12 protein-coding genes are annotated in these 14147 nt (G+C 74.3%); 8 read left to right on the top strand and 4 right to left on the bottom strand.

Going from position 1 to position 14147, the window contains the following annotated elements; all coding sequences use genetic code 11:
• Nucleotides 1-41: 41 nt before the first annotated feature.
• On the bottom strand, nt 42-1556 hold the full coding sequence (locus AC4MBH_RS15165) for an MFS transporter (RefSeq protein ID WP_491795747.1): 1515 nt from the start codon (nt 1554-1556) through the stop codon (nt 42-44).
• A 78-nt stretch (nt 1557-1634) separates the two neighbouring features.
• Between AC4MBH_RS15165 and AC4MBH_RS15160 the strand changes: the two genes are divergently transcribed.
• Nucleotides 1635-2246 (top strand): TetR/AcrR family transcriptional regulator, encoded by a 612-nt coding sequence (locus AC4MBH_RS15160; protein ID WP_491795746.1) that lies wholly within the window; start codon nt 1635-1637, stop codon nt 2244-2246.
• Nucleotides 2247-2250: 4 nt separating this feature from the next.
• Here AC4MBH_RS15160 and metX read toward each other — a convergent pair whose 3' ends face one another.
• On the bottom strand, nt 2251-3330 hold the full coding sequence (gene metX, locus AC4MBH_RS15155; RefSeq protein ID WP_491795745.1) for a homoserine O-acetyltransferase MetX: 1080 nt from the start codon (nt 3328-3330) through the stop codon (nt 2251-2253).
• Nucleotides 3327-4613: an O-acetylhomoserine aminocarboxypropyltransferase/cysteine synthase family protein gene (locus AC4MBH_RS15150; RefSeq protein WP_491795744.1), complete on the bottom strand. Its 1287-nt coding sequence runs from the start codon at nt 4611-4613 to the stop codon at nt 3327-3329. Before AC4MBH_RS15150 ends, metX begins: the two co-directional genes overlap by 4 nt.
• A gap of 110 nt (nt 4614-4723) precedes the next feature.
• Between AC4MBH_RS15150 and AC4MBH_RS15145 the strand changes: the two genes are divergently transcribed.
• The 6 genes from AC4MBH_RS15145 to AC4MBH_RS15120 all read left to right on the top strand — a co-directional run bounded on the left by AC4MBH_RS15145 (nt 4724) and on the right by AC4MBH_RS15120 (nt 12742).
• The gene (locus AC4MBH_RS15145; protein ID WP_491795743.1) at nt 4724-6268 is read left to right on the top strand and encodes a carboxyl transferase domain-containing protein; all 1545 of its coding nucleotides are present in this window, start codon (nt 4724-4726) and stop codon (nt 6266-6268) included.
• 256 nt (nt 6269-6524) lie between these two features.
• Nucleotides 6525-8390: an acetyl/propionyl/methylcrotonyl-CoA carboxylase subunit alpha gene (locus AC4MBH_RS15140; RefSeq protein WP_491795742.1), complete on the top strand. Its 1866-nt coding sequence runs from the start codon at nt 6525-6527 to the stop codon at nt 8388-8390.
• Nucleotides 8387-9340 carry a hydroxymethylglutaryl-CoA lyase gene (locus AC4MBH_RS15135; RefSeq protein WP_491795741.1) on the top strand — a complete coding sequence of 318 codons (954 nt, stop codon included), beginning with the start codon at nt 8387-8389 and terminating at the stop codon, nt 9338-9340. The genes AC4MBH_RS15140 and AC4MBH_RS15135 overlap by 4 nt, the downstream gene beginning before the upstream one ends.
• Nucleotides 9337-10413 (top strand): hypothetical protein, encoded by a 1077-nt coding sequence (locus tag AC4MBH_RS15130; protein ID WP_491795740.1) that lies wholly within the window; start codon nt 9337-9339, stop codon nt 10411-10413. The genes AC4MBH_RS15135 and AC4MBH_RS15130 overlap by 4 nt, the downstream gene beginning before the upstream one ends.
• A complete protein-coding gene (locus AC4MBH_RS15125; RefSeq protein WP_491795739.1) occupies nt 10410-11519 on the top strand; it encodes a hypothetical protein in 1110 nt (369 codons plus the stop codon). Before AC4MBH_RS15130 ends, AC4MBH_RS15125 begins: the two co-directional genes overlap by 4 nt.
• Nucleotides 11516-12742, top strand: coding sequence for a hypothetical protein (locus AC4MBH_RS15120; protein WP_491795738.1), 1227 nt, complete (start codon nt 11516-11518; stop codon nt 12740-12742). The genes AC4MBH_RS15125 and AC4MBH_RS15120 overlap by 4 nt, the downstream gene beginning before the upstream one ends.
• Here AC4MBH_RS15120 and AC4MBH_RS15115 read toward each other — a convergent pair.
• Nucleotides 12703-13395, bottom strand: coding sequence for an EcsC family protein (locus tag AC4MBH_RS15115; RefSeq protein WP_491795737.1), 693 nt, complete (start codon nt 13393-13395; stop codon nt 12703-12705). The two genes, AC4MBH_RS15120 and AC4MBH_RS15115, sit on opposite strands and share 40 nt — an antisense overlap.
• Before the next feature lie 55 nt (nt 13396-13450).
• Here AC4MBH_RS15115 and aat point away from each other — a divergent pair, with 55 nt between their 5' ends.
• Nucleotides 13451-14146, top strand: coding sequence for a leucyl/phenylalanyl-tRNA--protein transferase (gene aat, locus AC4MBH_RS15110; RefSeq protein ID WP_491795736.1), 696 nt, complete (start codon nt 13451-13453; stop codon nt 14144-14146).
• Nucleotide 14147 lies beyond the last annotated feature (1 nt).

Raw genomic sequence — 14147 nt, 5'->3', positions numbered from 1 at the left:
GCCCAGGTTAGCGAGCGTTAACGCACCCCTCCGACGCCCTCTCAGCCCGTGGGGACCAGCTCGGGCTCGGCCAGCGGGTCGTAGCGGTCGCCGGGGAGCGCGACCCACGCCGCGGCGGCGCCGAGCAGGCAGAGCACGCCGATCACCAGGCAGCTGGTGTTGAGCCCGGTCATGAACGCCGTCTCGAGGGCACCGCGCACGCCGGGCACCGCGTCTGCCAGGCCGTCGGCGTAGCCCACCGACTCCTCGGCCGCCGCCAGCTCGGCCGCCGGCACGCGCCCCTGCAGCGAGTCGACGAGGCTGGCGGCGTAGAGGGAGGAGAACAGCGACCCGACGACGGCGACGCCGAGGGTGCCGCCGAGCTCGCGGGTGGCGTCGTTGACCGCCGACCCCACGCCGGCGCGCGCCGGGGGCAGCACCCGCAGGATCGACTCGGTGGCCGGGGTGGTGATCAGCCCCAGGCCGGTGCCCATCAGCAGCATCTGCGGGACGATCGTCGTGGCGTAGGCGGCGTCGACGTCCATGAACCCGATCCAGACGAACGCCGAGCCGAGCAGGGCCATGCCGGTGGCGACGACGGCCTTGGTGCCGACCCGGGGCGCCAGCAGGCCGCCCGCGATCGAGGCGGCGGCGATGCTGGTGGCGACCGGGAGGATCCGGGCGCCGGTGCCGAGGGCCGACAGCTCGCGGATGAACTGGAAGTACTGGGTGATCAGGAAGATGAAGCCGAACAGCGCGAAGTAGCTGATGGTGACGGCCGCGCAGGCGGCGGAGAACCGCGCGTCCTTGAACAGCGAGACGTCGAGCATCGGGTGCTCGGCGCGCTGCTGCAGCCGGACGAAGAGGGTCAGCAGGACGAGCGTGAGCCCGAAGCCGAGCAGCGTCTGCGTCGAGAGCCAGCCGGCCTCGGGGGCCTCGATGATCGTCCAGGTGAGCAGGCCGAGGGCCGCGATCGAGACGGCGATGCCCGGCAGGTCGAGCGGCGGTACGGCGGGGTCGCGCGACTCCGGCACGAAGGCCACCGTGGCCGCGAAGGCCACCGCCGCGACCGGCACCATCGCCCAGAACACGCTCTGCCAGGCCGCGGCCTCGAGCAGCGCCCCGCCGCTCACCGGTCCGGCGGCGACGCCGACCCCGACCGCCGCGCCCCAGGCGCCGAGGGCACCGGCGCGCTGGCGCCGGTCGGTGAAGGCGTTGGAGATCACCGAGAGCGTGGTCGGGAAGATCACCGCGGCGAAGACGCCGGCCGCGAACCGGGTCACCACGAGCGCGCCCGCGGAGTCGACCAGCGCGCCGGCCGCGCTGCTGGCCGCGAAGCCGGCCAGGCCGACGAGCAGCGCCGGGCGGCGTCCGAGCTTGTCGGAGAGGCTGCCCATCGCCAGCACGAGCGCGGCGAAGGCGAGGTTGTAGCCGTCGACGATCCAGAGCAGCTCGCGGGTGCTGGCGTCGAGGTCGGTGGCCAGGGTGGGCAGGGCGATGTTGACGATCGTGGTGTTGAGGTTGATCGCGAAGACCGCGAGGCAGACGGTGAGCAGGATCAGCGGCTTGCGGGTCATGGGCACTCCTGTGTGGACAGTGTCAACATCAGCGTGGCCGACGATGTGGGCGGTGTCAACATGACCTAGTGTCGAGGCGTGACCGCGTCCCGCTACCACCACGGCAACCTCCGCGAGGCGCTCGCGGACGCCGCCGTCGCCGCGGCCCGCGAGCACGGGCCCGACGGTCTCGCGGTGCGCGAGCTGGCCCGCCGGGTCGGGGTGTCGCACAACGCGGCGTACCGGCACTTCGCCGACCGCGACGCGCTGGTCGACGTCGTCGCCGAGCGCGCCCACGCCGGCCTGGTCGAGGTCATGCAGCGTCGGCTCGCCACCGTGACCGAGTCCGACCCGGTGGCCCGGGCCCGGCGGCGGCTCGTCGAGACCGGGACCGGCTACGTCGAGTACGCGCTGGCCGAGCCCGGCCTCTTCCGGGTGCTCTTCAGCTCCTACCCCGACGCGCCCGTCGCCGAGGCCGCGGACGACGACCCCTACGGCATCCTCACCAGCGCCCTCGACGACCTGGTCGCGGTCGGCTACCTCGACGCGGCGCGTCGTCCGGGCGCGGAGGTCACCTGCTGGGCGGCCGTGCACGGGTTCGCGGTGCTCGTCACCGAGGGCCCGCTGCGGGGCCTCGGCGTCGCCGAGCGCGACGCCACGCTCGCGACGATGCTCGACACCCTCGACCGGGCGCACGGGCCGGGCCGGTAGGGGGTCAGGTCTCCAGGAGGTCGCGCACCCGCTCGTGGTAGCCCGGCGGCGAGAGCAGGAACGAGTCGTGCCCCCACGGCGAGGCGATCTCGACGTGCTCGGTGTCGGCGCCTGCCTCGAGCAGCAACGCGTGCGTGCGGGCGGAGTGGGCGGTCGGGAAGCGCCAGTCGGAGTCGAACGAGACGTGCAGGAAGCGGGTGCTCCCGCTCGCGGCGCGGGTGGCGGCCCCCGGGTCGGCGAACGGGTCGAAGTAGTCCATCACCCGGGAGAGGTAGAGGTAGGACAGGGCGTCGAACCGGGCCAGGAACGCCGCGGCCTGGTGGTCGAGGTAGGCCTCGACCTGGAAGTCCGTGCCGTGCCGCGGCGGCCCCGGCGCCACCCGGTCGCGCCCGAACTTCGCCTCGAGCGAGCCCTCCGAGACGTAGGTGATGTGCGCCAGCCTCCGGGCCACCGCCAGCCCGCGGTCGGGCCGGCGTCCGGTGCCGACGTAGTCGCCGTCCTGGAAGTCCGGGTCGCGCAGGATCGCGTCGCGGGCGACGGCGGAGAAGGCGATGTTCTGCGCGGTGAGCCGCGACGACGCCGCGACGACCACCGCGTGGTCCATGGCGCCGGGGTCGTCGAGCGCCCACTGCAGCACCTGCATGCCGCCGAGGGAGCCGCCGACGGCGGCGTGCAGCCGCTCGACGCCGAGGTGGTCGAGCAGCCGCCGGTGCACCGCGACCAGGTCGCGCACGGTGAACAGCGGGAAGCGCAGGCCGCGGGCGCGCCCGGTGGCCGGGTCGACCGACGACGGGCCGGTGGTGCCGCGGCAGCCGCCCAGCAGGTTGGCGCACACGACGTACCACCGGTCGGAGTCGACGGCGCGGCCCGGCCCGACCAGCGACTCCCACCAGCCCCCGGGCCCGGCGGCGTGCGCGTCACCGGTGAGCGCGTGGCAGACGAGGACGACGTTGTCGCGCGCCGGCGACAGCGTCCCCCAGGTCTCGTAGGCGACCTCGAGCGGCGCGAGGTGCTCGCCGTGCTCGAGCACCAGCGGGTCGTCCGGGGTGGCCAGGACGACCCGCTGGGGGCCGGGATCGGTCACGCGGTGGCGGCGAGCGCCTGGTCGAGGTCGGCGATCAGGTCCTCGACGTGCTCGATGCCGATCGAGAGCCGCACCATGTCCTCCGGCACACCGGCCGCCACGAGCTCGTCGGGGGTCAGCTGGGAGTGGGTGGTGGTGGCGTTGTGGATGGCCAGCGACTTGGCGTCGCCGATGTTGGCCAGGTGCGAGAACAGCCCGAGCGCCTCGATGAACGTCTTGCCGCCCTCGCGGCCGGACTTCAGGCCGAAGCTGAGGATGCCGCCGTAGCCGCGACCGGTGAAGGTGCGGTCGGCGACAGCCTTGTACGGCGAGTCGGGCAGGCCCGGGTAGCTCACCCACGACACCTGGGGGTGCTGGGAGAGGTGCTCGGCGACCCGGAGCGCGTTGGCGCTGTGCCGCTCCATCCGCAGGTGCAGCGTCTCGAGGCCCTGCAGGAACAGCCACGAGTTGAGCGGGGTGATGGCCGCGCCGGTGTTGCGCAGCAGCACGGTGCGCGCCCGGATGATGAAGGCGAGGTTGCCGACGGCCTCGGTCCACACGACCCCGTGGTAGGCCGCGTCGGGCCCGGTCAGGCCGGGGAACCGCTCGGCGTGCGCGGCCCAGTCGAAGTTGCCGGAGTCGACGATGACGCCGCCGATGGAGGTGCCGTGGCCGCCGATGTACTTGGTGGCCGCGTGCACGGCGACGTCGGCGCCGTGGTCGAAGACCCGCGCGAGGTACGGCGTCGGCGCGGTGTTGTCCACGACCAGGGGGAGGCCCTGCGCGTGCGCGGCGTCGGCCCAGGCCCGGATGTCGACGACGTTGATCCGCGGGTTGCCGACGGTCTCGGCGAAGACCAGGCGGGTGCGCTCGTCGACGTGGGCGGCCAGGCCGGCCGGGTCGTCGGGGTCGACGAAGCGGACGGTGATGCCGAACTGGGGGAGCGTGTGCGCGAACAGCGCGTAGGTGCCGCCGTACAGCGTGGAGAGGGCGACGATGTTGTCGCCGGTGCCGGCCAGGTTGAGCACGGCGTACGTCGTGGCCGCCGAGCCCGAGGCGGTCGCGAGCGCCCCGACGCCGCCCTCGAGCTGCGTCATCCGCTCCTCGAAGACCGACTGGGTCGGGTTCATGATCCGGGTGTAGATGTTGCCCGGCTCGGCCAGGGAGAACAGGTTGGCGGCGTGCTCGGTGTCGTTGAAGACGTAGGACGTGGTCTGGTAGATCGGCACGGCGCGGGCGTTGGTGGCCGGGTCGGCCTCCTCCTGGCCGGCGTGCACGTTCAACGTCTCGGGGCGGTAGGTCATGGCGGGCTCCTGTGGGTCGGGCGTGCTGCCCAAAGTAGATGGACACACCCAAGAATCCGGGGCGGTGCCACGTGATGGACGCGCCGGTTAACGATCGCTAACCTGGCTGCGTGCCCGACCTGAGAGAGCTCGTCGACGAGCTGCGCGACCGCCTGGCCGTCGTCCGCCGCGGAGGCAGCGAGGCGGCCCGCACCAAGCACACCGACCGCGGCAAGCTGCTGGTGCGCGACCGCGTCAACCGGCTGCTCGACCCCGGCAGCCCGTTCCTCGAGCTGAGCCCCCTCGCCGCCTGGGAGATGTACGGCGCCCCGGGCGAGACGCCGGTGCCCAGCGCCGGCGTGGTCACCGGCATCGGCCGCGTGCACGGACGGGAGGTCGTCGTGGTCGCCAACGACGCCACCGTCAAGGGCGGCACCTACTACCCGATGACGGTCAAGAAGCACCTGCGCGCCCAGCAGGTCGCCGCCGACAACCACCTGCCGTGCGTCTACCTCGTCGACTCCGGCGGCGCGTTCCTGCCGCTGCAGGACGAGGTGTTCCCCGACCGCGAGCACTTCGGCCGGATCTTCTTCAACCAGGCCAACCTGTCCGCCCGCGGCATCCCGCAGCTGGCCTCGGTGATGGGCTCCTGCACCGCCGGCGGCGCCTACGTGCCGGCGATGAGCGACGAGACCGTCATCGTCAAGGAGCAGGGCACGATCTTCCTCGGCGGCCCGCCGCTGGTGAAGGCCGCGACCGGCGAGGTCGTCACCGCCGAGGACCTCGGCGGCGGCGACGTCCACGCGCGCAAGTCCGGAGTGGTCGACCACCTCGCCGACGACGACGCGCACGCGCTGGCCATCGTGCGCGGCATCGTCGACACGCTGCGCCCGACCCCGGCGCCGCCGTGGGAGGTGCGCGAGCCGGAGGAGCCGGCCCTCGACCCCGCGACGCTGTACGACGTCGTGCCCGGCGACACCCGCACGCCGTACGACGTGCGCGAGGTGATCCGCCGCGTCGTCGACGGCAGCCGGTTCCAGGAGTTCAAGCACCTCTACGGCGAGACCCTGGTGACCGGCTTCGCCCACGTGTGGGGCCACCCGGTCGGGATCGTGGCCAACAACGGCATCCTGTTCAGCGAGTCGGCCCTCAAGGGCGCCCACTTCATCGAGCTGTGCAACCAGCGCGGCATCCCGCTGGTGTTCCTCCAGAACATCACCGGCTTCATGGTCGGGCGCGAGTACGAGAACCGCGGCATCGCCCGCGACGGCGCCAAGCTGGTCACCGCCGTGGCCTGCTCGGTGGTGCCCAAGTTCACCGTCGTCATCGGCGGCTCCTTCGGCGCCGGCAACTACGGCATGTGCGGGCGCGCCTACGACCCCCGGTTCCTGTGGATGTGGCCCAACGCCCGGATCTCGGTGATGGGCGGCGAGCAGGCCGCCTCGGTGCTGGCCACCGTCAACCCGAGGCTCACGACCGACGAGGAGGTCGAGGCGTTCAAGGCCCCGATCCGCGAGCAGTACGAGACCCAGGGCTCGCCCTACTACGCCTCCGCGCGGCTGTGGGACGACGGCGTCATCGACCCCGCCGACACCCGCCGGGTCCTCGGCATGGGCCTGGCCGCCGCAGCGCACGCGCCCGTGCCCGAACCCCGCTACGGCGTCTGGCGGATGTGACCCCGATGGAGGTCGTCAGCGCTGCCCCCGGGGCCGTCGTTGCCGCGCGATCGTTCGGCAATGGCAGTTCTGGGCCGCTGTTTCCTGTAGTTCCCGTTCGATCGCGCGGCAACGACAGTTCTGGGTCGCCGTTCCGTGTCGTTCCCGTTCGATCGCGCGGCAACGACAGTTCTGGGTCGCCGTTCCGTGTCGTTCCCGTTCGATCGCGCGGCAACGGCGCCCCCACCACCGCACCCACCCCCCGAGGAGCCACCGCATGATCGACACCCTCCTCGTCGCCAACCGCGGCGAGATCGCGATCCGTGTCATGCGCACCGCGAGCCGCCTCGGCATCCGCACCGTGGCCGTCTTCACCGACCTCGACGCCGGTGCCCCGCACGTGCGTGCCGCTGACGACGCGGTGCGGATCGGGAGCTACCTCGACATCGACGAGGTCGTCGCCGCCGCGGTCGCCGGCGGCGCCGACGCCGTCCACCCCGGCTACGGGTTCCTCTCCGAGCGCGCCGCCTTCGCCCGCGCGCTCGACGCCGCCGGCGTCACCCTGGTCGGCCCCAGCGCGCAGGTGATGGAGCAGATGGGCCGCAAGGACGCCGCCCGCGAGCTCGCCGTCGCCGCCGGCGTGCCGGTGGTGCCGACGGGCGACGACGCGCCGTTCCCGGTGCTCGTCAAGGCCGCCGCCGGGGGTGGCGGCAAGGGCATGCGCGTCGTGCGCGCGGCCTCCGAGATGGCGGATGCCGTCGCCGCCGCCAAGCGGGAGGCGGCATCGGCGTTCGGCGACGACACGATGCTGGTGGAGAAGTACGTCGAGAGCGGCCGGCACGTCGAGGTGCAGGTCATGGGCGACACCCACGGCACCGTGCTCCACCTCTTCGAGCGCGACTGCTCCACCCAGCGCCGCCACCAGAAGGTGCTCGAGGAGGCCCCGGCGCCCACCCTCGACGAGCCCACCCGCGAGCGGGTCCGCCGCGCCGCGGTCGACCTCGCGGCCCACGTGGGCTACACCGGCGCCGGCACGGTGGAGTTCCTGCTCGACAACGCCACCGGCGAGTTCTACTTCCTGGAGATGAACACCCGGCTCCAGGTGGAGCACCCGGTCACCGAGGCCGTGACGGGTCTGGACCTCGTCGAGCTGCAGCTGCGCGTCGCCGCCGGCGAGCCGCTCAGCCTGAGCCAGGACGACGTCACGCTCACCGGTCACGCCATCGAGGCGCGGGTCTACGCCGAGGACTCGTTCGGCGGCTTCCTGCCGCAGGCCGGCACCGCCTCGATCGTGCGGTGGCCGAGCGGGCGACCGGGCGTGCGCGTCGACCACGCGCTCGAGCCCGGGCAGGCCGTGAGCACGTCGTACGACCCGATGCTCGGCAAGGTCGTCGCCCACGGGCCCGACCGCGAGAGCGCCCGTGCGGCGCTGGTCGCTGCGCTCGACGAGACGTCGATCCTCGGCCTGACCACCAACGCCGGCTTCCTGCGCGCCCTGGTCGCCTCCGACGAGTTCCGCGACGCCACCATCGACACCGCCTGGCTCGACACCGCCGAGGTGCCCGCGCCCGACGCCGACCTGCCCCGGGCCCTGGTGGCCTGGATCTCGGCGATGGTCACCGCGTCCGACCGCGACCACGCCTTCGCCCCCGACGGGTTCCGCCTCGGCGCCCCGCCCGCCCCCACGCTCGTCGAGCTCGACCGCGACGTGCTCGTCGACCGCTCCGCCGGCACCGTCGACGGCGTCCCGTTCCGCCAGCTCAGGGCCGCCGACCACGTGCTGGAGGCCGTCGTCGACGGCGAGACGGTGCGCGCGGTGGTCAACGTCCAACCGGGGCGCTCGGGCGTGCTCGAGGTGGCCTGGCGGGGCCAGCGGTTCGTGTTCACCCCGCCCGACCGGCTCGCCGGCACCGCGACGGCCGGCGACGGGACGCTGCTCGCGCCGATGCCGGGCACCGTGCTCGACGTCCGTGTCGGCACGGGCGACACCGTGATCGAGGGCGAGGTCCTGGGCACCATGGAGGCGATGAAGATGGAGCTCTCCCTCACCGCGCCGTTCGCCGGCACCGTCGTCTCGGTCGACGCGGTCGCCGGCGCGCAGGTGCCGCTCGGCGCCCCGCTGTTCGTGGTGGAGCCGGCATGACGCTCCCGATGACGGTCCCCGAGCCCGGGCTGCCGACCGCCGTGACGATCTACGAGGTCGGCCCCCGCGACGGCCTGCAGAACGAGGGGCCGATGGTCCCGGTGGAGGTCAAGGAGGAGTTCGTGCGTCGGCTCCTCGCCGCCGGCCTGCCGGTCGTGGAGGCGACGTCGTTCGTGCACCCGAGGTGGGTGCCGCAGCTCTCCGACGCCGAGGAGCTGATGACCCGCCTCGGTGATGCCGGCCGCGACCTCCCGGTGCTGGTGCCCAACGAGCGCGGCCTCGACCGCGCCCTCGAGCTGGGCCTGCGCCACGTCGCGATCTTCGGCTCGGCCACCGAGACCTTCGCCCAGAAGAACCTCAACCGCTCGCTCGACGAGCAGTTCTCGATGTTCGAGCCCACCGTCGCCCGCGCCCGCGCCGCCGGCCTCGACGTCCGCGCCTACGTCTCGATGTGCTTCGGCGACCCGTGGGAGGGCGCGGTGCCGGTCGAGCAGGTCGTCGCCACCGGACGCCGGCTGCTCGACCTCGGTGCCTCCCAGCTGAGCCTCGGCGACACGATCGGGGTCGGCACCGCCGGACACGTCACCGCGCTGGTCGCCGCGTTCGCCGACGCCGGCGTCGCCGCCGACCGGCTCGCCCTGCACTTCCACGACACCTACGGCCAGGCACTGTCCAACGTGCAGGCGGGACTCCGTGCCGGCGTGACGACGTACGACGCCAGCGCGGGCGGGCTGGGCGGCTGCCCCTACGCCAAGAGCGCCACCGGCAACCTGGCCACCGAGGACCTCGTCTGGTTCCTCGCCGGCCTCGGCATCGAGCACGGCGTCGACCTGTCGGCGCTGGTCTCCACGAGCACCTGGATGGCCGGCCACCTCGGCCGTCCCAGCCCGTCGGGGGTCGTGCGGGCCCTCGGTGGCGCCGAACCCGGGATCGCTAGCCTGTCCACGTGAGTCGCACGGTCTACCTGCACGTCGGTGCGCCCAAGACCGGGACCACCTACCTGCAGGACCGGCTGGCCGTCAACGCCCGCACGCTGGCGGAGCACGGTGTGCACTTCCCGAGCCGGCACGCGCTCGCCGACGCGACGCTGAGCCAGTTCCGCGCGGCGCTCGACCTGCTCGGCCAGGACTGGGGCGGCAGCCCGGGCCACGCGGAGGGCGCCTGGCGCGCGCTGACCCGGCGTGTCGCGCGGCTCGAGGGCACCGTCGTGGTCAGCCACGAGATCCTCGCGCCGGCCACGCCGGCGCAGGTACGTCGCGCGCTGCACGACCTGCGCGGCAGCGAGGTCCACGTCGTCTACTCCGTGCGCGACCCCGGCCGGCAGGTGCCGGCCGCCTGGCAGGAGAGCATCAAGCAGGGCGGCACCTGGACCTACCGCCGCTTCAGCCGCCGGATCACCCGCGGCCGCTCGTGGTTCGCCCGCGCCTTCGACCTCCCGCAGGTGCTCTCCACCTGGGGCGAGGCGCTGCCACCCGAGCGGGTCCACGTGGTGACCGTGCCGCACGAGCGGGGCGACCTGCTGTGGTCGCGCTTCTGCTCGGTGTTCGGGATCGACCCGGCCTGGGCGCCGCGGGAGAGCGAGCACGTCAACCGGTCGATGGGGGTCGCCGAGACCGCGGTGCTGCGTCGGCTCAACCGGCGGATGGACCGCGACAGCCGCAAGGACACCTCCTACGGCCGGGTCGTGCGCGAGACCCTCGCCCAGGGGATGCTCGCCAACCGGCGCGGCACCCGGGTGCAGCTGCCACCGGCCATGCACCCGTGGGCGGTGGCGGAGGCCGCGCGCTGGACGGAGTGGATCACCGCCAGCGGGGTCCACGTCGTCGGAGACCTCGCCGACCTGGTGCCGGCCCCGCTCGACCCCGCGGCGTACGTCGACCCCGAGCGCGTGTCGTCCAAGGCCCAGCTGGGTGCCGCCCTCGACGCGCTCGCGCTGATGACGCACGAGGCCGCCCGGCGCGAGGACCCCGACGCCCGGCTCACCGCCCGGGCGCGCGCCCTCCTCCGCCCGGGGCGCCCGTGAGCCGGCCGGTCGCCGAGCAGCGCGCCTGGGGCTGGGTCGCCGCGCTCCGCGACGGCAGCACGACGCCGTGGTCGGCGTGGACCGCCGAGGCCGACCGCGGCAGCCGCTTCCTGCCCGGCGCCCAGCAGCTCGAGCTGCTGCGCCGCCTCAACGCCGCCGGGCGCCCGGGCCCGCAGCTGGTCGAGCGGGTGCTCGCGGCGAGCGCCCCGGGCCGCGGCCGCCCCGACCTCGAGCTGGTCGGCGCCGTGGAGCCGTCGGCGTGGGGGCCCCGTCCGGTCGACCCCGCCGGGCTGACGGCTGACGAGCTGCTCCGCGTCGCCACGAACCTGATCGCCGAGGACGTCGTCGGGGCCGGCCTGCCGCCCGACGACCGACCGCGGCTCCGGCGGCCGTGGCGGCCGTTCCAGGTCGCCGGCGTGCCGTGGCTCGCGGCGCCGCTGCGCGACGAGATGCGCCGCCGCGGACGCCGTCCCGGTGGCAAGGGCTTCGTGGTCCACGTCCTCGGCGCCGACGTCGGCACGATGACCGAGCTGGCGTTCGTGACCCGTTCGTTCGACGAGGGTGGCCCGACGTGGGAGGACTGGATGGCCGCCGCCGTCCGCTCCCACCGTCCGCCCCCGCGCGCCGACCTGCTGCGGATGGTGCGGGCCTGGGTCGAGGGCGTCGGCCCCGAGCGGGTCCGGGTCGTGCTCGACCACGAGCGGCTGCCGCGGCTGCTCGGCACCCGCCGGGCGCTGCCCCGACCGCCGGTGCCCTCGGCCGACGCGACCGACCTGGCCCGTCGCGTCTCGGCGCCGCTCGGGCTGCTGGTGCTGCCCGACCACCGCGTCGAGCTGCTCCGGCTGACGCTGCTGCCCCGCCTGCTGTCCCACCCGGGCCCACCGCTGCGGCTCGACGCCGACCAGCGGACGTGGGCGGTCGAGCAGGGTGAGCGCGTCCGTCGCGTGCTGAGTCACGCTGAGTACGCTGTCGTCGGCAGCACGGACCGCCTGGTGCCCCGCGCCGACGACCCGGCCCCCGGCAGCGGGCCCGACGACGGCCGGGTGCTCGACCTGGCGATCCGGCTGCTGCTCGACGACGACGAGGCAGCGGAGGGACGACGGTGACGGGGCGCAAGGTCGTGCTGCACGTCGGCACCCCCAAGACCGGTACGTCGTACGTCCAGGACGTGCTGTTCCGCAACCGAGCGCCGCTCGCGACCGCCGGCATCCTCTACCCGGCCGAGCGCTTCGACGACCACTTCCTGGCCGCGCTCGACCTGATGCGGCTGCCGTGGGGCGGGCTCGAGGTGGAGGCGATCGGGGCGTGGGACCGGCTGGCCGCGCAGGTCCGCGCCCACCCCGGCACCTCGATCATCAGCCACGAGATCCTCGCCACCGCCTCCCGCTCGCAGATCGGCCGGGCCCTCGGCTCGCTCGGTCACGGCGCCGGCGGCCCCGACGAGCCCGAGGTGCACGTCGTCCTCTCGGTGCGCGACCTGGTGCGGCAGATCCCGGCGGAGTGGCAGGAGAACGTCAAGCACCGCCGGTCCTTCAGCTACGCCCGGTTCCTCGAGCTGATCCGCGACCCCGAGCGGTCGAGCCGGATCGCCACCTGGTTCTGGGGCGTGCAGGAGATCCCCGACATCCTCGACCGCTGGGCCGGCGACCTGCCTCCCGAGCGGGTGCACCTGGTGACGGTGCCGCCCAAGGGCGGTGCCCCCGAGGTGCTCTGGAAACGGTTCAGCCAGGCGTTCGAGCTCGACGGCCTCGACCTCGACCTGCAGACCGACCGCGCCAACCCCTCGCTCGGCGTCCCCGAGATCGCGTTGCTGCGCCGGATCAACCGCGCCACCAACCGCCAGCTCCCGCCGGCGCACTACCGCCCGCTGGTCCGCGAGCTGCTCGCCCACCAGACGCTCTCGCAGCGGCGCCGCTCGCCCCGGCTCGGGCTGCCGCCCGACCTGCAGGAGTGGGTCGGCGACCTCGAGCGCACCTGGGCCGAGGAGATCGACCGACGCGGCTACGACGTGATCGGCGACGTGAGCGAGCTGGTCGGCACCGCCCCCAACGAGTGGGCCGACCCCGACCGGCCGCGCGAGAAGGCCGTGGCCCACGCCGGTCTCGACGTGATCAAGGCGCTGCTGCTCGAGAACACGCGGCTGCGCGAGGAGGAGGAGCGCCTGCGCGTCGAGCTCGACGACGCCCGGCAGGCACTCGAGCGGGCCTACCTGCGGCCCACCTACCGGGCCCGCGAGAAGGCCGTGCGCCGGCTCGAGACCGGCGCCGCCGGGCGCGGCGCGCTGAAGGTCTACCGGGCCTTGCGCGGCAGGAGCTCGCGCTCGGCGTAGTGCCCCACCTTGTACGTCGCCCAGCCGTCGGTGCCCATGCCGACGACGCCGCCGAGCCCGGGCACCCGGCGTCCGACCGTGGACGCCAGCCGGCGCCCGGTCACGCGGGAGATGAGCGACCTGGCCACCTCGGCCGAGACCACCGAGTCGACGGCCTCGTCGTGGACCGGCGCGGTGGCCAGTGCCATCGGCGGGGCGGGGAGGGTGCGCTTCTTGACCAGCCGGTTGACGGCCTCCTCCCCGAGCGTGGTGACCAGCACCGCGTTGTGCACCCGCGGGTCGGTGAGGTCGTAGCCGCGCAGGTGGGCGACGACCGCGACCATCCGGCACTGGATCAAGGCCATCCCGGTGAGGTTGGCCGGCACCGTCACGGCCATGGTCACCAGGCCACCGAGGTTGGTCGCGAACCCCGAGGCCCCGGCGTAGCGGACGTGCTGGTCGACCACCGCCTCGACGGCCTTCGCCGCGTCACCGCCGTGGGCCGCGAGCTGCTTGCGCGCCGCCTCGGCCGCCGGGGGCAGCGGACCGACCCCGTCGATGGCCCGGTGGAGCGCCTCGCGCACGAACGACGTCGTCGCGTGGGGCGCGAAGTCGGTGATGCGCGGGGCGAGCTGCCTGCCGAGATGCTTGCCGACACTGCGGGACACTCCCATGCCCCGATGGTAGGAGTCGGGTCCAGCGCCACGGGCGACAGGTACGGTTCGGCGCATGCCCGTCGAGCCCCCGCCGACCCGGTGGGCCTTCCCGGCCATCGGTGCCGACGTCGAGGACTCCCGGGTCGACCCCGACGACGACCTCGTCGCGCTGGGGGCCGACCTCGAGCCGGGGACGGTGCTGGCGGCGTACCGCCAGGGGCTGTTCCCGATGCCGCTGGGCTCCTCGCGCGACCCGGTGGGCTGGTGGTCGCCCGTGCGCCGCGGGGTGCTGCCGCTCGACGGTCTCGTCGTCTCCCGGTCGCTGCGCCGGTCGTGTCGTGACTACGAGGTGCGCGTCGACACGGCGTTCGCCGACGTGCTCGACGCGTGCGCCGACCGGCGACGTCCGCACGGCTGGATCGACGGGCGCATCCGCCGCGCCTACACGCGGCTGCACGAGCTGGGCTGGGCGCACTCGGTGGAGGCCTGGCGCGACGGACGGCTCGAGGGCGGGCTCTACGGCCTGGCGATCGGCGGGCTGTTCGCGGGGGAGTCGATGTTCCACCGCGGGCGCGACGCCTCCAAGGTGGCGCTGGTCGCGCTGGTCGACCTGCTCGACGACGAGCACGCTGCCGAGCGGCTGATCGACGTCCAGTGGGCCACCCCCCACCTGGCCTCGCTCGGCGTGCGCGAGGTCGGCCGCGACGACTACGCCGTCCGGCTCGCGGGGCTCCTCGACGTGCCGGTGCCCCGCGCGTTCGCGCGCTAGC

Source organism: Nocardioides sp. WJ219, assembly GCF_058559815.1.
Note: the sequence above shows the minus strand (reverse complement) of the source record. Positions and strands in the feature narration are given on the sequence as shown.

Bases quoted from the DNA above. Each gene is read 5' to 3' on its own strand.
- AC4MBH_RS15165 (WP_491795747.1), bottom strand. From the start codon at position 1,556: ATGACCCGCAAGCCGCTGATCCTGCTCACCGTCTGCCTCGCGGTCTTC.
- aat (WP_491795736.1), top strand. From the start codon at position 13,451: ATGCCCGTCGAGCCCCCGCCGACCCGGTGGGCCTTCCCGGCCATCGGT.
- AC4MBH_RS15135 (WP_491795741.1), top strand. From the start codon at position 8,387: ATGACGCTCCCGATGACGGTCCCCGAGCCCGGGCTGCCGACCGCCGTG.
- AC4MBH_RS15140 (WP_491795742.1), top strand. From the start codon at position 6,525: ATGATCGACACCCTCCTCGTCGCCAACCGCGGCGAGATCGCGATCCGT.
- AC4MBH_RS15115 (WP_491795737.1), bottom strand. From the start codon at position 13,395: ATGGGAGTGTCCCGCAGTGTCGGCAAGCATCTCGGCAGGCAGCTCGCC.
- AC4MBH_RS15150 (WP_491795744.1), bottom strand. From the start codon at position 4,613: ATGACCTACCGCCCCGAGACGTTGAACGTGCACGCCGGCCAGGAGGAG.